Source organism: Thalassoroseus pseudoceratinae, from assembly GCF_011634775.1.
In the GTDB taxonomy this organism is placed as follows: Bacteria; Planctomycetota; Planctomycetia; order Planctomycetales; family Planctomycetaceae; genus Thalassoroseus; species Thalassoroseus pseudoceratinae.
Genome location: NZ_JAALXT010000004.1, coordinates 463,103 through 481,511, shown reverse-complemented (window position 1 = coordinate 481,511; position 18,409 = coordinate 463,103). Strand labels below are relative to the sequence as shown.

General features: G+C 54.8%; 13 protein-coding genes. 5 read left to right on the top strand and 8 right to left on the bottom strand.

Features of this window, described 5'->3' with window-relative positions; genetic code table 11:
* Positions 1 to 48 precede the first annotated feature (48 nt).
* Positions 49 to 1,563 (top strand): glutamate synthase subunit beta, encoded by a 1,515-nt coding sequence (locus G6R38_RS16280; RefSeq protein ID WP_166828031.1) that lies wholly within the window; start codon positions 49 to 51, stop codon positions 1,561 to 1,563.
* Positions 1,564 to 1,676: 113 nt separating this feature from the next.
* Here G6R38_RS16280 and G6R38_RS16275 read toward each other — a convergent pair whose 3' ends face one another.
* The 5 genes from G6R38_RS16275 to G6R38_RS16255 all read right to left on the bottom strand — a co-directional run bounded on the left by G6R38_RS16275 (position 1,677) and on the right by G6R38_RS16255 (position 8,068).
* Positions 1,677 to 3,020, bottom strand: coding sequence for a CehA/McbA family metallohydrolase domain-containing protein (locus G6R38_RS16275; protein ID WP_166828028.1), 1,344 nt, complete (start codon positions 3,018 to 3,020; stop codon positions 1,677 to 1,679).
* A 280-nt stretch (positions 3,021 to 3,300) separates the two neighbouring features.
* Positions 3,301 to 4,350, bottom strand: a complete 1,050-nt coding sequence (locus G6R38_RS16270; RefSeq protein WP_166828025.1) for a CvpA family protein — start codon at positions 4,348 to 4,350, stop codon at positions 3,301 to 3,303.
* 122 nt (positions 4,351 to 4,472) lie between these two features.
* The gene (dtd, locus tag G6R38_RS16265; protein WP_166828022.1) at positions 4,473 to 4,922 is read right to left on the bottom strand and encodes a D-aminoacyl-tRNA deacylase; all 450 of its coding nucleotides are present in this window, start codon (positions 4,920 to 4,922) and stop codon (positions 4,473 to 4,475) included.
* 57 nt (positions 4,923 to 4,979) lie between these two features.
* Positions 4,980 to 6,101 carry a glycine oxidase ThiO gene (gene thiO, locus G6R38_RS16260; RefSeq protein ID WP_166828019.1) on the bottom strand — a complete coding sequence of 374 codons (1,122 nt, stop codon included), beginning with the start codon at positions 6,099 to 6,101 and terminating at the stop codon, positions 4,980 to 4,982.
* Between the two features lie 137 nt (positions 6,102 to 6,238).
* Positions 6,239 to 8,068 (bottom strand): c-type cytochrome domain-containing protein, encoded by a 1,830-nt coding sequence (locus tag G6R38_RS16255; protein WP_166828016.1) that lies wholly within the window; start codon positions 8,066 to 8,068, stop codon positions 6,239 to 6,241.
* A gap of 224 nt (positions 8,069 to 8,292) precedes the next feature.
* On the opposite strand from G6R38_RS16255, the gene larE reads away from it, so the two are divergent.
* Complete coding sequence (larE, locus tag G6R38_RS16250; RefSeq protein ID WP_166828011.1) at positions 8,293 to 9,150, top strand: ATP-dependent sacrificial sulfur transferase LarE; 858 nt, start codon at positions 8,293 to 8,295, stop codon at positions 9,148 to 9,150.
* Positions 9,151 to 9,269: 119 nt separating this feature from the next.
* Positions 9,270 to 9,941, top strand: a complete 672-nt coding sequence (locus tag G6R38_RS16245) for a DUF1579 domain-containing protein (RefSeq protein WP_166828008.1) — start codon at positions 9,270 to 9,272, stop codon at positions 9,939 to 9,941.
* 96 nt (positions 9,942 to 10,037) lie between these two features.
* Here the strand turns inward: G6R38_RS16245 and G6R38_RS16240 are convergent, their stop codons facing one another.
* Both G6R38_RS16240 and G6R38_RS16235 read right to left on the bottom strand, forming a co-directional pair.
* Complete coding sequence (locus tag G6R38_RS16240; RefSeq protein WP_166828005.1) at positions 10,038 to 11,276, bottom strand: serine hydroxymethyltransferase; 1,239 nt, start codon at positions 11,274 to 11,276, stop codon at positions 10,038 to 10,040.
* Between the two features lie 252 nt (positions 11,277 to 11,528).
* Positions 11,529 to 12,920: an SIR2 family protein gene (locus G6R38_RS16235; protein WP_166828000.1), complete on the bottom strand. Its 1,392-nt coding sequence runs from the start codon at positions 12,918 to 12,920 to the stop codon at positions 11,529 to 11,531.
* A gap of 410 nt (positions 12,921 to 13,330) precedes the next feature.
* On the opposite strand from G6R38_RS16235, the gene G6R38_RS16230 reads away from it, so the two are divergent.
* Both G6R38_RS16230 and G6R38_RS16225 read left to right on the top strand, forming a co-directional pair.
* The gene (locus G6R38_RS16230; RefSeq protein ID WP_240928230.1) at positions 13,331 to 14,542 is read left to right on the top strand and encodes a MerR family transcriptional regulator; all 1,212 of its coding nucleotides are present in this window, start codon (positions 13,331 to 13,333) and stop codon (positions 14,540 to 14,542) included.
* Between the two features lie 6 nt (positions 14,543 to 14,548).
* Positions 14,549 to 15,619 carry a serine hydrolase domain-containing protein gene (locus G6R38_RS16225; protein WP_166827988.1) on the top strand — a complete coding sequence of 357 codons (1,071 nt, stop codon included), beginning with the start codon at positions 14,549 to 14,551 and terminating at the stop codon, positions 15,617 to 15,619.
* A 9-nt stretch (positions 15,620 to 15,628) separates the two neighbouring features.
* Here G6R38_RS16225 and alaS read toward each other — a convergent pair whose 3' ends face one another.
* Positions 15,629 to 18,268 carry an alanine--tRNA ligase gene (gene alaS / locus G6R38_RS16220; RefSeq protein ID WP_166827983.1) on the bottom strand — a complete coding sequence of 880 codons (2,640 nt, stop codon included), beginning with the start codon at positions 18,266 to 18,268 and terminating at the stop codon, positions 15,629 to 15,631.
* Positions 18,269 to 18,409 lie beyond the last annotated feature (141 nt).

Below are 18,409 nucleotides of genomic sequence, written 5' to 3'. Positions count from 1 at the left end.
GTTTCTTATCATTCGTCCAAGCGATCATTTTTTGCAGACTGATACATCATGGGTAAACCGACCGGATTTAAAGAGTTCACACGAAAAGTCCCGACCGACCGCGACCCCGCTTTGCGGATCCTTGATTGGAACGAATTCCACGAACACATGGATGTCGACGCCTTGCAAGAGCAGGGGGCGCGTTGCATGGATTGTGGAGTGCCGTTCTGTCACACCGGCGATCTGATGGCCAACATGGCCAGTGGTTGTCCGATCAATAACCTCATTCCGGAATGGAATGATTTGGTCTACCGCGATCAATGGCGGGAAGCGCTTGATCGGCTGCACAAGACAAACAACTTCCCGGAATTCACTGGGCGAGTTTGCCCCGCTCCGTGTGAAGGTTCATGCGTGCTAGGGATTATCGAACCACCAGTGACGATCAAGAACATCGAAGCGTCGATTATTGATCGCGGATTCGAGGAAGGTTGGGTTCAGCCAAACCCTCCGAAGGAACGCACCGGCAAAACGGTTGCGGTTGTTGGGTCAGGACCAGCGGGGTTGGCGTGTGCGGCTCAACTCAATCAAGCCGGGCACAAGGTCACCGTTTATGAACGGGCTGACCGCATCGGCGGGTTGCTGGAGTATGGCATCCCGAACATGAAGCTCGAAAAGCATATCGTCAAACGCCGTGTTGATCTGCTCGCTGCCGAGGGGATCGAGTTCGTCACCAATACGGAGATCGGCAAAGACATCACCGCGAAACAGCTCGTGGACGACTTTGATGCCGTCGTGCTATGTACCGGTTCGACTCGTCCTCGCGATTTGAACGTGCCCGGCCGTGAGCTTGATGGCGTTCACTTTGCGATGGAATTCCTGCACGCCAACACGAAAAGTCTGCTCGACTCCGAGTTGGCCGACGGGAATTACATTTCCGCGAAAGATAAGAACGTCATCGTGATCGGTGGGGGGGATACCGGGAACGATTGTCTCGGGACATCGGTGCGGCATGGTTGCAAATCGCTGGTGAATTTCGAGATCGTCCCGCGACCGCCGCAGGATCGGTTGGACAACAACCCCTGGCCTCAATGGCCACGGATTTTCCGCGTTGATTACGGTCACGCCGAGGCCGCTGCAAAGTTCGATTACAGCCATAACGAACTCAAGAAAGTTCCGGACGACCCACGAGAGTTCTGCATTTCCACAGTGGAATTCATCGACGACGGCAACGGACGCGTCAAAGCGTTGAAGACGGTCGATGTCGATTGGAACCAAGTCACCGAAGGTGGCCCGCCATTCACGGTCATTCCGGGCACCGAGAAAATCTGGGACGCCGACTTGGTTCTCTTGGCTCTCGGGTTCTTAGGACCGGAAGCGGTGATTTCCGATCAGCTCGATCTCGAACTCGATGTGCGAACGAACTACAAAGCCGAATTCGAGAAATACACAACCAACATCGAAGGTGTGTTCGCAGCGGGCGATTGCCGTCGTGGTCAAAGCTTGATCGTATGGGCCATCAATGAAGGTCGCGGAGCCGCTCGCGAATGCGATCGTTATCTCATGGGCTCAACGCAACTGCCGTAGTCCGTCAAGGAGTAAGAGACCAGGGGACGTGACGTCCAAAATCAAGAAGCCGGAGGTGGGGTGAATCAACACCCTGCCTCCGGATTTTTCGTTGGTTGTTTTGTCGGTTGAACCTATTTGGTTTTGGTTGCCGGCCCAACGAGCGGTTGCACCCAGGCTCGTTCTTTCTCGCCAACTTCCGACGGATTCGGGTGGGCTTTCGACGAAGTCACGCGAGCACGGACATAGAGTTCGTCGCCTTCAAACTGATAGTCCGCCGTCGTCCCCGTGACTGTCTTCAGCACTTTGCCAATGTCGTCGCTGTACTGCATGGTCACACGCATGGGCTGACCTTTCGCATCGAGGACGGGTTTGCCTTCCGGATCGTAACCGGTGCGAGTGCCGATGAAATCAATCTGGTAGGTCACGCCCTCTTCCGGTTCGACTTCGACCCGCAACCCCTGGTCACTCGAAATGACCTTTCGTAGCTCCACGCCCGAGGATGAATAAAACTGACCGGCTTCCATGGCTTCGACAATGGTTTCCGATTCCAGTTCCTTCGCGAGCACCATGACCCAACCACGACCGGGATTGCTCGAACGGCTCGGAATGTTGTGGTAACTGTGTCCGTCGTCGACAGCCAAACCGTACATAACCGGCAGATCGAATTCGCCAAGTCGTTTGGTCAAGATGATGTCCCACATGCGTTCCGTGCCCGCGTGTTTGTCGTCACCGGAGTTACGAACACCGGGGTGGCCGTTGTAGACCTCGAAGAATTTCTCGCCCACAATCCCCATCAAATCCTCCGCGGTGACGGCGTAACCGAAGTTCGGATGATTGAGGTGAATCATCATCGACTGGCCCGTGCGTTGTCGTTGAGCTTCGACAGCGTTCACGTTGTTCTGCATGGTGTCGGCAACGCTCTCGCCACGCATCGGTGGAATGAGTTCCTTGATGTTGCTGACGTTCATGTGAATCGGCAGATTTCCAAATCGGTCGGTGATCTCCTCTCCTTGGATCAGAAGATACTTTCCGATTTCGTTGAACTTGTTCGAGACTTCGTCGAACCGTTTTAGTCGAACTTGCCGACGCTCGTTTCGCATTCGCTCATCGACCCAGTCTTTGGGAAATGCTTGTTTGAGTTTGTTGAAGGCTTTGAGTCCGCCTTTGTTCTTTTCGACATCGATCCAACGTTCGGTGGTCGCCAGCACGTTGTGATCGGTGAAGCAGAGGAATTGGTAACCTTGGTCCTTGTACCACTTCGCGATCATTTCCGGATAGTCGTCGCCGTCACTCCACAGCGAGTGTGTGTGGATGTTTCCTCGATACCACTTGGTGGCTCCGCTGGCTTCCAATGTCGCTGCGATTGTCGTCGGCTGACTCGGTCGGGAAGAAAACCAGAGCAGACATGCCAACAAAGCGATTGACACAATCCCGGTCAAAAGTCGGCGGGGGGAACGTGAGTGTGAGTCGGCCATCTCAAGAGACTTTCGGTTGTTTGAACTGGAGTGATTCGCGCGAAGGCACTGTAGCCGATTCGCAAAGCCGAGCACAACAAAACCGCTTGAGCGGTCAGCCGCCCAAACGGTTTTTTCATATTCGAAGCATCTCGATCGATAAGGACCGACCCGCAAAAATACGGTAGGACCCAACGTCCGATAATGTCCCTTATGTTACCTTCAGCGTAAAAATGGCCTGGAACTCACGGGCGTCGGCGATGGCTGTGCATCGAACAATAGGAATCGGAAACTCCACTTCTCATCGTCGAAGTTGGCCTCGTAACCGGGTCTGCAAGTCAGCCGACAATGTCGAGAGCGGCACTCCAATGCGTTCGAGTTGCCGCACAATCCGTTCGTCGAGCGGACTGCTGAGATCGGTTTGTTTGTCGGGATCGGACGAGCGATCAAAGACGAGCAAGTCGGTGTACCAATCTTTGATGACCGCGAGCTTCACACGATCTGGCAAACCGCCCAACGCATCGCTGACTTCGTCAGTAATTGCATTTTGAGCACTGGGGTCGTCCGAGTAAACCGAACCGATTTCCCGCAATAGTTTTTCCCACTCCCGACGGGCAACGAGATCGCTATCGCTGTTCTTGTCTCTCGCGGGCGGATTCAAAGGAAACGGTTTGTTGCCATCGCTCTCCCAGCCGTTGTTCTCTGCCAACGGATCGTTCGGTGGAATGATCCGAATGGGAGCCGGTGGTTGGTCGCGTCGATCGTGGTCTGGATGATCAGGATGCGGATGGTTGTCGTCGGAGTCGGTTACGTCATCGTCCGAATGTGCGTGGAGATCGATTCCAGTGCGATCAAGTTGGTCCAAATGCGGATGCACAATTCCATAAAGTTCTTCTGGCATCACCGTGTGTAAACGGTCGGCCACAACAGCCGCGTAATGCCCCGTGTAGGAGTAAAAAACTTCGTCGCGTAGCCGAGGAAACTTCTGCGTCAATGTGATGGCAAAGAACGTCAGAATAAACGCGATCAGTCCCCCTTTCGCGAGTCCCAGGACAGCACCCAAGTGACTGTCGAGTTCTTGGAATTTCATTTTCTCGATCAGTGATCGCAATTGTCGAGCAATCGCAAACGAGATGATCGAGAAAATCACGTAGAGCACTAGCATCGCAAGCCATTTATTCAATGGCGGCTCAACAGTGAAGAACGGAGCCATCTTTTCCGAAAGCGAACCGGCGAATGCAAAGCACATCAGCACGGAACCGATGACGGCCAGCTGCCAGGTAATTCCCTTTTGCGCACCACGCAAAGTCGCATAGATGAGAATGCAGGCAATCAGTAAGTCGTACCACATAGGGCTTCCTGCCGCTGGGACTTCCTTGAGACGTGAAATTCCCGCATCCGATCGCGTCAGAGGCGGGTCACGCGCGGAGTATAACCACTTCGCACGTCCGTTGAGAAGAGCAGATTGTCCGCTCAGAATTCCTTACGGCTGTCGAGAAGTAACGTCACCGGGCCATCATTGATCAGAGAAACTTGCATCTCCGCCCGGAATCGACCGGTGGCAACCGTCACCCCGGCGGACCGGGCAGCCGATACGAAGTGTTGATACAGCGGGTCGGCCTTTTCTGGCGGTGCCGCAGCGACAAAGCTGGGGCGGCGTCCTTTGCGACAATCACCCCAAAGCGTGAACTGACTGACCACCAACAGTTCCCCGCCAACATCCAGCAACCCGCGGTTCATCTTCCCGGCATCGTCTTCGAAGACCCTCAAACCGACGATTTTTTGAGCGAGATAATCCGCGTCCGCTTCGGTGTCGTCTTGACCAACACCCAGGAGCACCAGGAACCCATGCCCGATTTGGCCGACCGTCTCGTCTTCGACAGTGACGCTGGCTTCCGTAACTCGTTGAACAACCGCACGCATATTTTCGGGAATGAAGAAGTTGAAGGGGTGATGCTCGGAACGTGTTGCCCGATCGGTTCAGTCGTTTCGGCCGCGTGTGTCGCGGTCACATTCCAATCCGGACAGGGAGAAGTCGAGTTCTTGGCCGAGAATGAGTTGCCTCATCACGCGAGCCGTCGCCGGTGACATTTGCAATCCGGAACGGAAATGCCCGGCGGCAACGAAGAAATTCTCGAAGCTAGGGACTTTCCCGAGGTAGGGGAGTCCATCCGGCGAACCGGGCCGCAGTCCGGACCACATCCGTTCGATCTTGGCAAGTTCCAAGGCTGGGACGATCTCTGCGGCGAATCGAAGCATCTCCGCCACACCACCCGCGGTGTTTTCTTTTTTGAATCCGGTGTCGTATTCCTCGGTGGCTCCCACCAGCAATCGGCCATCGGGGCGTGGCACGAGATACCGTCGGCCGCGTTGTACGATTCGGCTCAGCACACGTGGAACCGTGGAAAGCAAGACAATCTGCCCACGCACCGGAGACACCGAAATTCCCAGTCCCAGTTGGGATGCCAATTTCGCCGACCACGCTCCCGCCGTGAGGCAATATTGATCCCCTTGGATATTTCCGTAAGGAGTGCGTACAGATGTGACACGGTCGCCTTCGGTCTCGAAACCAATGACTTCAAGATCGGAATGCACCGTCACGCCGCCACGCAGGCCGCATCCTACTGCCAACGCTTTGAGGTGTCGGGGATTGCGAACTTGAGCCATCTCCGGCAAAAGGTATCCTGATTCCGTTTCGCGACTCAGAGCGGATTCGTATTTGGGGAAGTCTGCGGCATCGAGCGGTTCAACGCTCACGCCTTCCGATTTCCACGTGTCGATCTCACGCGAAATCCGATCCTGTTCGCCAGCAAAACCAACCTCGATCGCCCCACAATTTCGAAGACCGTTGTCGATACCGGTGAGATCAGCGAGAGCTTCACTGAGTGGTTTCCATAGTTCGTGACTGTGGGCTCGCAATCGTTGCTCGGGATTCATCACAGGGCCAACTTTCCCCGGCGACAACATTCCCGCACCAGCCCACGAGGCTTCCTGCCCGAGCGGTTGCCGATCGAGCAGCGTGACTTTCGCCCCCTGCCCGGCCAACTCCCAAGCCAGCGACAAGCCGATCACGCCGCCACCAATCACCACCACATCCGCCATTCACATTCATCCCGTTGATTGACCGCGAGATCTCACCAAATTGTACGCTGAGACAAGTCCCTACACTCATTCACATTGGAGCGTGCTCGAAGCTGGGCTCATGCGATGCGAACCCAGCCGACGAGCAACAAAGTCTGCTAGCGAAATGTTGCGAAGAAGTTGATCGCAAGTTGTTGCGGGGTAGCTCGGTAGACACTTTGGATGGCGTTATTAACGCTCGCCCCCGATTGCAATGCCCGAATGAACTCGCCGAACTTCCGCTTCGTTCCGCCTTTGATCAGAAAGTCGACCAAGGCATAGCCGACCGGTCCGACCTCCGTGGGCGAGAACTGGCCGTCGGCGAACACGTCCGCCGGTTTCGTCAATCGTTGCAACGGCGTCTGAGCGGCCTTCTTTAAACCTTGCAGGTACGGGTCTTCTTCCACACTCTGCGAGGCGATCACCAACCCCGTGCCGCGTTTCAACCATTCCGGCAACTGCCCTTCCCCACGTGCCAAATATGCTCCGATGATCTGTGAAATCACATTCACTCGCATCCCCGGACTGGCAGCACTGGATTCGTCACCCACGTCGAGCAACACCGCGTAGGCGTCTTGACCATTGGAAGTGACCCGCGAATATCCTGTCATTTCAGCGGGACTTTCACGGCGTTCGATGATGAGATTGTACTCACCGAATTCGTAGCGATCTTTCAAGACGACGATCGCTAACCGCCCTTTCCAAAGTTCTTCGTCAGCTTTGTGACCGAACATGTCTCGCAGCGTGACAGCTTGCTCTTCCGCCCAGTCCCCGATTTGACGCAAACGCTCACCGGGCACGTTGCCAAGAACGGCGAAATCCCGTGTTTCGTAGATGCGATAATTCTGCTTCGGCAATGCCCGGTTCCACGCGTCGTGACTGCGCTGGAGTCGCCTTTGCGAGAACTCTTCGGGTGTCAACGCTGCCAACTCACGAGCCAACAACTCGGCGGGAGTCGGTACGACTTCGCGAAGCAACTTATCGGGGTCATCAACATCGATCTTATTGCCTTCCTCAAACCACTTTGTGAAGTCATTAAGGTTTTTTCGAGTGATTCGAGCTTGTCCCTGCGGCATTCGTGGCGCTTCTTTACCGGCAACCAGCCGATACATCCGACTGTTCTCCAAATCTCCAGGCAAGATGACCATTCCCGTGTCGCCGCCGAGCATCATGTTGCGAACGGTGGTGAGATTCAGTCCGCCGCGTGGATCGTTGCCGCTGTGACACCCCACACACAGATTGACCATGAACGGTGCAATGTCTTCCTTGAAGGAGACGGTTTCGTTGCCGGTGGGTTTGGGAACGTCCACTTTCGGTAATTTTTTCGATGGCCCGCCCTCTTTCGCACCGTCGGCGATCCATTTCGCCAGAACCGTGATTTCCTGCGGATTCGGCTTTGGTCGATTACCAGGCGGCATTTGACCGGCCGCAATTCGTCGCAGCATCAAACTGCCGTTCGGGTTGCCCGGTACAACGGCAGGACCTTTCTGCCCCCCCTGCACCGCTGCGGCAGCCGATCCCAACCGTAACCCCCCACGGGCGTTGTCGATATGACAGCCACCGCAGTATTTTGCCAAGATCGGCCGCACATCGTCCTTGAAACTCATGCCGCCCGCTTCGCCATTTTCGGGTTTGGCAGGATCTTCGCCTTTAAGCGAACGAATCTTGTTCTGATGGCGGTCGATGGTTTGCCGCAAGGTTTTCACGAAGCGATCGTCTTCGGCCTTGGCTTCTTTGACAATCTCGTCGATCTGCTTTTGCGTCTCTTGAAGCAGTTTCTCCGCTCCCTCAACGTCTTTACGCAGCACCATCGACGCAACTTTGGACAACTCCCGTTGCAGCGTTTGCAACTCACGCCGTTGAGCTGAATTCAACGCCGCCTCGACATCGCCACTCGTCAAAACCAAGCCGAACAGAACGGCCGCTATCGCAACTAGACGTATTCCCATCGAACTGATTTCCCCGCTTTGGGATCAACTAAAACATTTTCTGAGTTGTGACTTCATTTTAATGAAATCTGACGGCGTAGGCCATCTTCCGCTACTTTACCCACTTAATCGGCAATTTGTTCGTCGCTTTCCGGAAACATGGGACCGATTCAGGCAGTTGATTAGGGGGAATTCTCATCTTACGATGAAGATAGCGGCCCAATCTTCTCAAGTCATGGAATCGTATGCCCTCCCCGACCGTCTTAGACACCAAACGCGACCGGCTGATCGAAATCTTGCAAGGCTACGAGCATGTGGTCGTTGCGTTTTCGGCAGGTGTCGATAGTACGGTTGTCGCGAAAGCGGCTTGGTTGGCGTGCGGCGAGAACGCGGAAGCGGTCACGGCGGTCAGTTCAAGCTTGGCGAGTGGCGAACTCGATGAAGCGAAAGAACTTGCGGCGAAGATCGGCATTCGACATCGGGTGATTCACACGCAAGAATTTGCAAACTCCGACTACGCCAAGAACGCCCCCGATCGTTGCTATTTTTGTAAAACCGAACTGTATGATCAGTTGGAGCGGTTGCTATCCGAGTCGGTCGGGAACGATGTCGTCATTGTCAACGGGGCGAATCTGGACGACAGAGGTGATCACCGGCCCGGAATGCGAGCGGCGAGTGAGCATCATGTGCGGAGTCCGCTTATCGAGGCCGGTCTCAACAAGACCGACGTCCGAGAACTCGCCCGCTCGTGGGATTTACCGGTCTGGGACAAACCTGCCATGCCCTGCCTTTCCAGTCGGATCGCGTATGGTGTGGAGGTCACGCCGGAACGGGTTCGTCGAGTCGATGCCGCCGAACAATTTCTGCGTCAGACATTCGGATTCCGAGAATTTCGGGTCCGTCATGAGGCCGGCGAGCTTGCCCGAATCGAAGTGCCACTTGCCGATTTGCCAACACTGTTGGAGCCTTCACACCGAGAACGCGTCACCGCGGAATTCAAACGTCTCGGTTTTCGCTTCGTGACGGTCGATCTGGAAGGGTTTCGGTCCGGAAGTCTGAACGTCGTGATTCCGGTCGAGCAACTCCAGCGATTCTCCAGTTGACGCCGGTTCTGATCATCTGCTTCACCGATTTCTCACGTGGCGAACACTTGTTCGTCGGCAGACGCCATGGTAGAAGAATTTTCAGTGAGATTCTATTTCCCTGTGGCAGGAGAGTTCAGATGCGTCAATCGTGTTGGCTCGTTGCGTTGGCGGTGATCTTGAGTAGTTCGGGAACAGCATGGTCCCAAGATAAATCGGAGGCGGCCGAGGGATTCGACCCTGCGGAGATGGAAAAGCTGTTCGAGGAGTACGCAACTCCCGGCACAGAGCACAAACAGTTTCGGCGGATGGTTGGTGATTGGAAAACAAAAACCACCAGCTACTACCCCAACCCCGAGAAACCCACCGTGACCGAAGGATCGGCCAAGTTCCGCATGATTTTAGGCGGGCGGTTTCTGCAACAGCGGTTCCAAGGCGAATACGAAGGCAAGCCATATACCGGCATTGGGATCAGCGGATACGACAAAGCGACCAAGAAGTATGTCGGCAGTTGGATGGACACCATGGGCACCGGCATCATGTCCACGACCGGCAAATACAACGAAGAGACGCACCAAATGGTCGAAAGTGGAACTTCCCACAGTCCGCTGGGGCAGATCGAATTCCGGATGGTGACCGATTACCAATCGGACGACGCATTCACCTTCACGATGTTCATGACCGTGCCCGGCATGCCGGAAATGAAGTCGATGGAAATCGCTTATACCCGTCAGGCGGGAGACGCGTCGAAAGCGAAGAAGCCGGCCAAACAGCGTCGCAACAAAAAGAAGGCGACGGACGCGACCGAGTGATTCGAAGTGCTTCAACATGAGTTGTCAGGTGGGGCAGACAAGGATGTCTGCCCCACTAATCATTGGTGATCGAAGGACCACCGACAACTCCAACTCCTACTTGATTCCCGGCACAGGGAAGTTGCGGGCGAACTCTTGGATTTCGCCTCGAACTTTCTCAATCTCAGCGTCGTTGTCAGCGGATTTCATCACGCGGAGAATCCACTGCCCCACCTGCTGCATTTCATCTTCCTTCATGCCACGGGTGGTGAGCGCCGCCGTTCCGATGCGGATCCCACTGGGGTCGAGCGGTTTGCGTTGATCGTAAGGGATCATGTTCTTGTTGACCGTGATGCCCGCTTGATCGAGTGCTTTCTCGGCGATTTTTCCGGTGAGATCGATTGATGTCACGTCGGTCAGAATCAGGTGGTTGTCGGTTCCACCGCTCATCAAGCGAAGTCCACCGGCCGCCAGTGTCTCCGCCAGCGTTTTCGCGTTGGACACGACTTGCTTCGCGTATTCTTGGAACGATGGTTGCAACGCCTCACCGAAGCAGACGGCTTTCGCGGCGATGATGTGCATCAACGGTCCACCTTGCAGACCGGGGAAGACCGTGCGGTCAACGTCTTTGGCGTATTCTTCCTTGCAAAGGACCATGCCGGAACGCGGACCACGAAGCGTTTTGTGCGTGGTCGTGGTGACGAAGTCGGCGACCGGCACCGGGTTGTTGTGGACTTTCCCCGCCACCAAACCGGAGTAGTGAGCCATGTCCACCATCAACTTTGCCCCCGTTTCACGGGCGATGTCGGCGAACTTGCTGTGATCGATTTCTCGCGGATACGCACTCGCGCCCGCGACGATCATGTTTGGCTTGTGCTCTTTCGCAAGACTGGCCACTTGATCGAAGTCAATCCGGTGATCGTCCTCACGCACGCCGTAGTGGACCACGTTGTACAACTGACCCGAAAAGTTCAGGTGCATGCCGTGAGTCAGGTGTCCGCCTTGGGCCAAATCCATTGCGAGAATGGTATCGCCCGGCTTCAACACGGACATGTAAGCTGCCATGTTCGCTTGGGAACCGGCGTGAGGTTGGACGTTGGCGTGTTCGGCTCCGAACAGTTCCCGCACACGGTCGCGAGCCAACGTTTCGACTTCATCGACGAATTCGCATCCGCCGTAATATCGTCGACCGGGATAACCTTCCGCGTATTTGTTCGTCAGCACCGTGCCGGCCGCTTCCTGAATCGCGGCACTGGTGTAGTTTTCCGACGCGATGAGTTCCAATCCCTCAACTTGTCGGGTTTCCTCACGCTGAATCATATCCCAAACAGACGGATCGGCATCTCGCAATGACATAAGTTCACCTCTGGTTCAAATCGACATTGTTCCGCTCGGTTATAGTTCTCAGCGAGCGAATTTGCCACTGCTCAATACGTCTCTTCCGAGAGAGTTGTCACGCGACTGGGGGCAAGTGTCGTCCTAACCGGAAACCTGTGAGGTTCAGCAACAGCCAGCCAACGGCGGCGATCATCCAGTCGCCGCGAAGGATTGTTCATTGCCAAAACGGATCGTTCGGCGACTCGGCGTGCAACGCATTGTTACGACAATCTACTGCTCTGGGCCGCTGAGTTCTGTATGGTCAACTGAATATGGTAAACCGTCACGCACAGCTGCCAACAGGTCGACGCAGGCTTGCGAATACTTTTGTGCGACCGACGTGTCTGAAGCGCCGACCTTTACGGTAATGTGATACTTGTTATCAAAGCTCTTGATATCGACGCCGTGCTCGTCTTCGATCTGCTTTAGAAGTTTGTTTGCATGCGACCAGTACGAGAACCCGAGCTCTTTTGCGACACTTGTCAGCGTATATGGATAGACGGCATTGAAGACGCTCGGATTATCTAAGGTCGAGATCCCAAGCAAGTGTGCAAATTGCCCGTCAGTGTTTACGGCATGCTCAAGCGTCGAAAAATCGATTTGCACGGTCTTTCTCGGAATGTCATGTCGCACGAGGTCATAATTCCTTGCGAGTAATGCACGCAAAATTTTTGGATCGACTTTCTCGATCGGTGCTCCAGTACCAAGAGCACGAAATATCCACTCATAGTCGGATGCGTCGATATTCCGTACGCGAATCGACCGGCCATCCCGAAGTTCAATCAGCTTTTCGACTGGCAGACTTTCAGCCGACTTCGCATTACGTCGGAATGTTACGAAAATCAGATTTGAAACTAAGCCATCTGGTTCAGCGAGGATCTCGTCAATGTCGGAAAGGATTGCTCTAATATTGTCATCGGATCCGCTATAACCAAGAAAGACCAGTGGATGCTCCGCGAAGTAAGTGAGAAGTTTGGCACTTAGGTACTTCTTCTTGCGTGTCCACTCGCTGTAGTCCTCGGATGTAAGAACCAGTGATGTTGGATCTGTTGCGCAACCATGGATCTTGAAAACCTCTCCGACGCTAACGTAATTTGCTCGGAGGATTTGTTGGCCAACAATCGGCTCGAAGTCTGGGAACACACGTTCCAAGAATTCATCGTAATTCGTCGAAATCACTGCATGAGGCTGTATTTCTCGAAGTGCCTCTAACTCTCTTTTGGCAGCCGCAGTCTTTATTCGGGATGGCGTAGGTGTAATTTTACGGAAGTGTTCGGCAACGCAGTGTTTTAGGTAAATGTCAGTGGGCTGCTCGGAACTGAATAGTTCTGAGGGAAATCTTTTCTTGCCTGATTTTGACCAAGCCCATTCCCGATAATGCTCAGCGATCTCCGACCCGATCGTAGGAAGATCGTTGTGCTTTTGTTTGTAGTATCCGTAGTCGTACTTAATCGACGGGCATGAATTGCAAAGATGGTCGAGTAACTCATCCCAGCTCGGAGCATCAAAAAAACGCTTTGAGAGTCCCGAGCCAGCGAAGAGGATCGGTTGGCAGCCACGATCGCTGATGATACCTCTAATCATCGTGATGCAATGTTCTTGGTAATCCGCGTACGCTGTCATCTATGAGTCAATCTAGGTTATGTACGTCTTGTAGGCGTAACTTATGTTTATACAGAACCCTGATGTATTTGTTCATGAATGAAAGGATATATCCCGGCAAAGGCAGCCGCAAGCGTGGCTGACATGGCAGAACGAGCCAATGGGGGGAAGAATTTCGCGACCGGGCACAGCTGCGAGGGACTCGGCGCAATTCCAACTCTAGCAGCGTGTTCAGGAATCGGTGGCTCTTGCGGGCGGCGAGGAGCCGAGCCCGTTTTCATCGCTTTGTTCATGTCCTGCTCTCTACTCTCCAAACATTGCTCGACGCCAATTGACAACCTCGGGGAGTTTGGTCGATTATAGACGTTATGGCTGCGACACATCCCCCAGATTCAAGCGATCCCCCATCGCCTCCGGCTTCCAATGTTACGATGACAAGTTCTCCGCCGTTACAAGGAGAGCTGGTCGCGTTTACCGGTACGTTGGCCTCGATGACGCATCGAGAGGCGTGCGAACTCGTCGAGCAAAACGGAGGTTCCGCTACGGAGCATGTCGCGAAGCAAACGACGATGCTGGTTGTCGGCGATGAGGGGTGCCCGCTCGACACCGATGGGCAACCAACGCAGCGACTCGTTCGTTTCCTGGAATGGCAGCAACGTGGAGCGGAATCACGGTTGGTCGCCGAGTCGGATTGGCTTCGACTCATCGGGTTGACCGATCCGTCCCGGCAGACACGGCGACTGTGTACCAGCGAAACGCTGAGTCAGTTGCTGAACGTTTCCGTCTCGATGGTTCGCCGGTGGGAACGCGTTGGGTTGATTCGTCCAGTCAAGAAGGTCTTCCGGTTGGCGTACTTCGATTTCTCCGAAGTGTCTGCCGCTCGGCGGTTGAGTGAATTGCTTGAGGCGGGGGTCTCCAGCACGCGACTCAAAGCGAGCTTGGAGCAGATTCGGGAACTGTTGCCACACGTCGATCGACCATTGGCACAACTCGAAGTGCTGATGCAGAACCGAACCACCCTGCTCTATCGAGACGACGCCGGTTTGATCGAGCCTGTTAGCCGTCAACGATACTTCGATTTCACGCAAGTCGAGCAGGACGACTCTCCCGCGACATTGCCCGGTCCGATTGCGATCGGCGAACAGGCTGGCGATCAAACTTCGGAACAAGAGACGTGGACCGCCGAGCGTTGGTTTCAAGAAGGATGCGACTACAGCGATTCCGGCGATTTGCCATCGGCGATCAACGCGTTTCGTTTGTGTTTGATGGAACAGGCCACCGATCCGGTCGTTCATTTTCATTTGGCGGAAACGTTGTACCGAGCTGGCCAAACCGCCGCTGCTCGTGAACGGTACTACGCGGCGTTAGAACATGATTCCCAGTTCATCGAAGCGTGGACGCAACTCGGGTGCGTTCTTGAGGAAACTGGGGAAACGGAATCCGCATTGATGGCATTCGACGCGGCTTTGGATATCCACTCCGAATACCCCGACGCCCACCGTCACAAAGCTGCCTTACTCGACGGATTGCGTCGCGAAGACGAGTCACGGCACCATTGGCAAGCCTATTTGGATTGCGACCCGCGTGGCCCGTGGGCTCAGGAAGCTAAAGATCGTCTGCAACAAATCGAACACGAAGAATGATCCATCATGACGCACGCCGTTTTGATCGCTCTGTTGTTGGTTTCTCTTCCTTCCGCACAGCCAAACAGCCAAGTCGCGAATGAGGCCGCAACGATGATTGATCGCGAAACTCAAGCCGCGTTGGAATCTGCGATCATCGACTTTATGAGTCTCGTCGATGCCAAGGCGGCAACGGTGGCGGTTTCGCGAAACGGGAAGCTGCTGTACTCCGCCGGCTTCGGGTTTCACGATCAGAACAAGCAAACCCCGGTTTCTCCGAAGGCTTTGTTTCGCATTGCGAGTGTCAGCAAACCCATGACCGCGGCGGCAATCAAGACGGCGATCCGCACCGGGAAACTTTCGCTCGACACCAAGGCGTTTGAGTTGTTGGAGATGTCAAAAGCCCACGGTGAACCCGCAGACCCACGATTGAAGAACATCACCATCGGGCATTTGCTGAAACACGAAGGCGGTTGGGATCGTGATATTGGATTCGATCCCATGTTCCAAGGCGTGCGAATCCTGCAAACGGCCCAACCGGATGCGAACATCACCGCCAGTGATGTCGTGGAATACATGTGGCAGCAGCCGTTGCAGTTCACGCCCGGTGAAAAGTCCGTCTATTCGAACTTCGGCTACTGCGTGCTCGGCCGGGTTTTGGAAAAAACCTATGACAAGCCGTTCATCAAAGTCATGCAAAAATTGGTTTTCGAACCGAAGACCATCGACGAGGTTCGGTTGGGCACAAGTGATTCCGGCAAACGGCCGCAAAACGAAGTGGAATATCCAATCCGCGATAGTGCTTTTCTGCTCGACGTGATGGATGCGCACGGCGGAATGATCGCGTCGGCACCGGCGTTGTGTCGATTTCTCGATGCGTATTGGATCAGCGGGGAACCGCGTGAGCCGGGCCCGAGTTATCGCTACACATTCTTCGGCAGCTTACCGGGGACGACGGCCATGGCGCGACAACGCAGCGATGGATTCAACATTGCCGTTTTACTCAACGCGCGACGTGATGACCGAATCCACGATGATTTGAACGTGTTAAAGAAAGCGGTCGATCGCGTTTTCGATGGGAAAGACGCGATCGAATAGGGCTCCCGCTCAACCGCCGAGTTTTTCGCGGTAGAAGTCTGCAGCCGCTTTGATGGCAGCTGGCAACGCCGCCGGATTTTTTCCGCCGGCTTCGGCCATATCTGGTCGACCTCCGCCACCACCACCGACTTCTTTCGCAGCGACTTTGACTGCATCTCCCGCTTTCACGCCTTGTTTGATCAGGTCTTTGCTCACACCGGCGATCAACGCGGCTTTACCGTCGAGTTCGGCTCCCAACAAAATCGCGATCGGTCCGCCTTTTTGTCGGAGTTGGTCGACGAAATCTCGCAACGCTTCGCGAGTGATGTTCTCCGCGACATGCGTGACGATCTTCACGTCACCAACCGTCTCAGCATTCTGGATCAGTTCATCAACGAGTCCGGAAACGTTCTGGCTGGCAACCTTCTGAACTTCCTTGCGTGTTTGGCGAAGTTCTTCCTGCAACTGTTCGATCCGTCGCGGCAATTCGGCCGGTCCAGGAGTCTTCAGCAGGGTCACAAGCTCTTTGACCAGGTTTTCCGTTTCGCGAATCTGTCCGAGTGCCTTTGGCCCCGTAAGGGCTTTGATCCGCCGCACACCTTTGGCGACGGGTTCTTCACTGGTGATCTTGCACAGGCCGACTTGTCCCGAGTTGCTTAGATGCGTGCCGCCGCAGAATTCGCGACTGAATTCACCAATGCTCACGACTCGCACGCGATCGGGATACTTCTCACCGAACAACGCCATGGCTCCCAGTTTCTTGGCCTCCTCGATTGGCATGACGGCTGTCTCGACACTGGCCCCGGTGCTGACTCTCTCGTTGATGATGTCTTCAATCTGGCGGATTTCGTCATCCGTCAATGACTTGCCATGAGCGAAGTCGAAGCGAAGTTCATCGCTGTCGACTTTAGAGCCGCGTTGCGTAGCGTCTTTCCCGACTGTCTGATGCAAGGCGTAGTGCAACAGGTGAGTCGCGGTGTGAGCACGACGAATCCCTTCCCGTCGGTCGGATACGACTTCGGCGGTCACGGCTTGATCCAGCTTGAGAACACCCTGCTTCAAATGACCGATGTGAAGTGTGAGCTCCTTCTGTTTCTGGGTCGTGAGGACTTCAAATTCCAGCCCGTCGGCCTGCAACACGCCACTGTCACCGACTTGCCCGCCTGCTTCCCCGTAGAACGGTGTGCGGTCGAGAATGACAGCCACCGGCAAGACATGGCCGACTTCTTCAAGCGACTCCACCAATTGCTTGTTGGCAATGATACCGACGATTTTCCCGTCTGCGGTTGTGCTGTCGTAGCCGAGAAATTCGGTCGGTCCGCTTGTTTTGCGGATGGCATCCAGCGGACCTTCGGCCATGACGGAATCGAAGCCGGACTCTCCGCCTCGACTGGTATCCTTGAACTCGAGCATCAAATCGTCAAAACGTTTGCGGTCGACGCTCAAGTTTTTCTTGTTGGCCATCGCCTCCACCAATTCAATCAGGAATCCTTCCTGCGTGTGGAGGGTGAAAGCGTCGTCGCCGGAAATTTGGTTGCTCTTTGATTTGCCGGCTGATTTCACAGCGGATTCGAAATGGTGAAGTCCGCGATCAATAGTTTCCAGGAACTGCGACTCTTCCTCTTTGATTGTCCCCTGAGCGCTGGCCACCGTCTCTTTGAGTTCCGGATAGGCCGACGTCATGACCTCGGCAACTGTTGGAACGAGTTGGTGCAGGAACGGTTCGGTCTTCCCAAGCAAATAGCCCTCAAGCACCGCCCGCCGCAGGAGTTGCCGAACGACGTAGTTCTCTTTTTCCTTGTCGGGCATCACACCTTCGTGGATGGCGAATGTCACCGCTCGCACGTGGTCAGCGATGCGTCGCAGCGGACGACCGGCCGGATCGTCGAAACTGTATTTCTTGCCAACAACGTCGCCAGCGGCGAGACACAGTTGCTTGAGGGTGTCGATCTCGAAGTTGCTCCGCACACCTTGCATGACCGAAGCCATCCGTTCCAGCCCCATGCCGGTGTCGATGTTCTTCTTGGGAAGTGGGCGAAGGTTGTCCGGCGGATCACCGACACGGTTGAACTGTGTGAAAACGAGATTCCAAATCTCGACTTCCTTCGAGTCCCCATCGGGATGATAGAAGATCTCGCTACACGGTCCACAAACCCCATCGGGACCTTCACTCGGAGCGCTGGCCGGCCAATAGTTTTCGTCTTCTTCGAGCTTCGCGATCCGATTGTCCGGCAGACCAATTTCCTCGTGCCAGATACGGTACGCTTCTTCATCGAATCCGTGTTTGCCTTGATAAACACTCACTGTGAGCTGCTGCGGATTGATGTTCATCCACTGCTTGCCGGTCAGGAATTCCCACGCCCAGTGGATCGCTTCTTTCTTGAAATAATCACCAAACGAGAAATTGCCCAGCATCTCGAAGAAGGTGTGGTGATACGCCGTCACACCGACGTTGCTGATATCGCCCGTTCGCAGACATTTTTGGCAGGTGGTTGCTCGGGTGTAATCAATGTTGATGCCCATGAACTGTTCTTTGAACTGATTCATCCCGGCGGGCGTGAACAGCACGGTTGGGTCCTCGCGGGGCACCAACACATCACTGGGCCGCCGAACGCAGCCTTGCTTTTCAAAGAACGAGAGATATTTTTCGCGGATTTCGTCTGTTTTCATCGTCGACTTTCTCGGGCACGAGAGTTTTCGGCGCAGGCCAGCATCCGGAGATGCCCATAACAATCAGCCTGCAGCTTTCGGAGAATCTGAGAATGTCGACACGATGTCAAGCGTGAGGGTTCAGAAGCCGGGGAAGGTATG

Coding starts and splice junctions, on each gene's coding strand:
- G6R38_RS16280 (WP_166828031.1), top strand. CDS start 49: ATGGGTAAACCGACCGGATTTAAAGAGTTCACACGAAAAGTCCCGACC.
- G6R38_RS16275 (WP_166828028.1), bottom strand. CDS start 3,020: ATGGCCGACTCACACTCACGTTCCCCCCGCCGACTTTTGACCGGGATT.
- G6R38_RS16270 (WP_166828025.1), bottom strand. CDS start 4,350: ATGTGGTACGACTTACTGATTGCCTGCATTCTCATCTATGCGACTTTG.
- dtd (WP_166828022.1), bottom strand. CDS start 4,922: ATGCGTGCGGTTGTTCAACGAGTTACGGAAGCCAGCGTCACTGTCGAA.
- thiO (WP_166828019.1), bottom strand. CDS start 6,101: ATGGCGGATGTGGTGGTGATTGGTGGCGGCGTGATCGGCTTGTCGCTG.
- G6R38_RS16255 (WP_166828016.1), bottom strand. CDS start 8,068: ATGGGAATACGTCTAGTTGCGATAGCGGCCGTTCTGTTCGGCTTGGTT.
- larE (WP_166828011.1), top strand. CDS start 8,293: ATGCCCTCCCCGACCGTCTTAGACACCAAACGCGACCGGCTGATCGAA.
- G6R38_RS16245 (WP_166828008.1), top strand. CDS start 9,270: ATGCGTCAATCGTGTTGGCTCGTTGCGTTGGCGGTGATCTTGAGTAGT.
- G6R38_RS16240 (WP_166828005.1), bottom strand. CDS start 11,276: ATGTCATTGCGAGATGCCGATCCGTCTGTTTGGGATATGATTCAGCGT.
- G6R38_RS16235 (WP_166828000.1), bottom strand. CDS start 12,920: ATGACAGCGTACGCGGATTACCAAGAACATTGCATCACGATGATTAGA.
- G6R38_RS16230 (WP_240928230.1), top strand. CDS start 13,331: ATGACAAGTTCTCCGCCGTTACAAGGAGAGCTGGTCGCGTTTACCGGT.
- G6R38_RS16225 (WP_166827988.1), top strand. CDS start 14,549: ATGACGCACGCCGTTTTGATCGCTCTGTTGTTGGTTTCTCTTCCTTCC.
- alaS (WP_166827983.1), bottom strand. CDS start 18,268: ATGAAAACAGACGAAATCCGCGAAAAATATCTCTCGTTCTTTGAAAAG.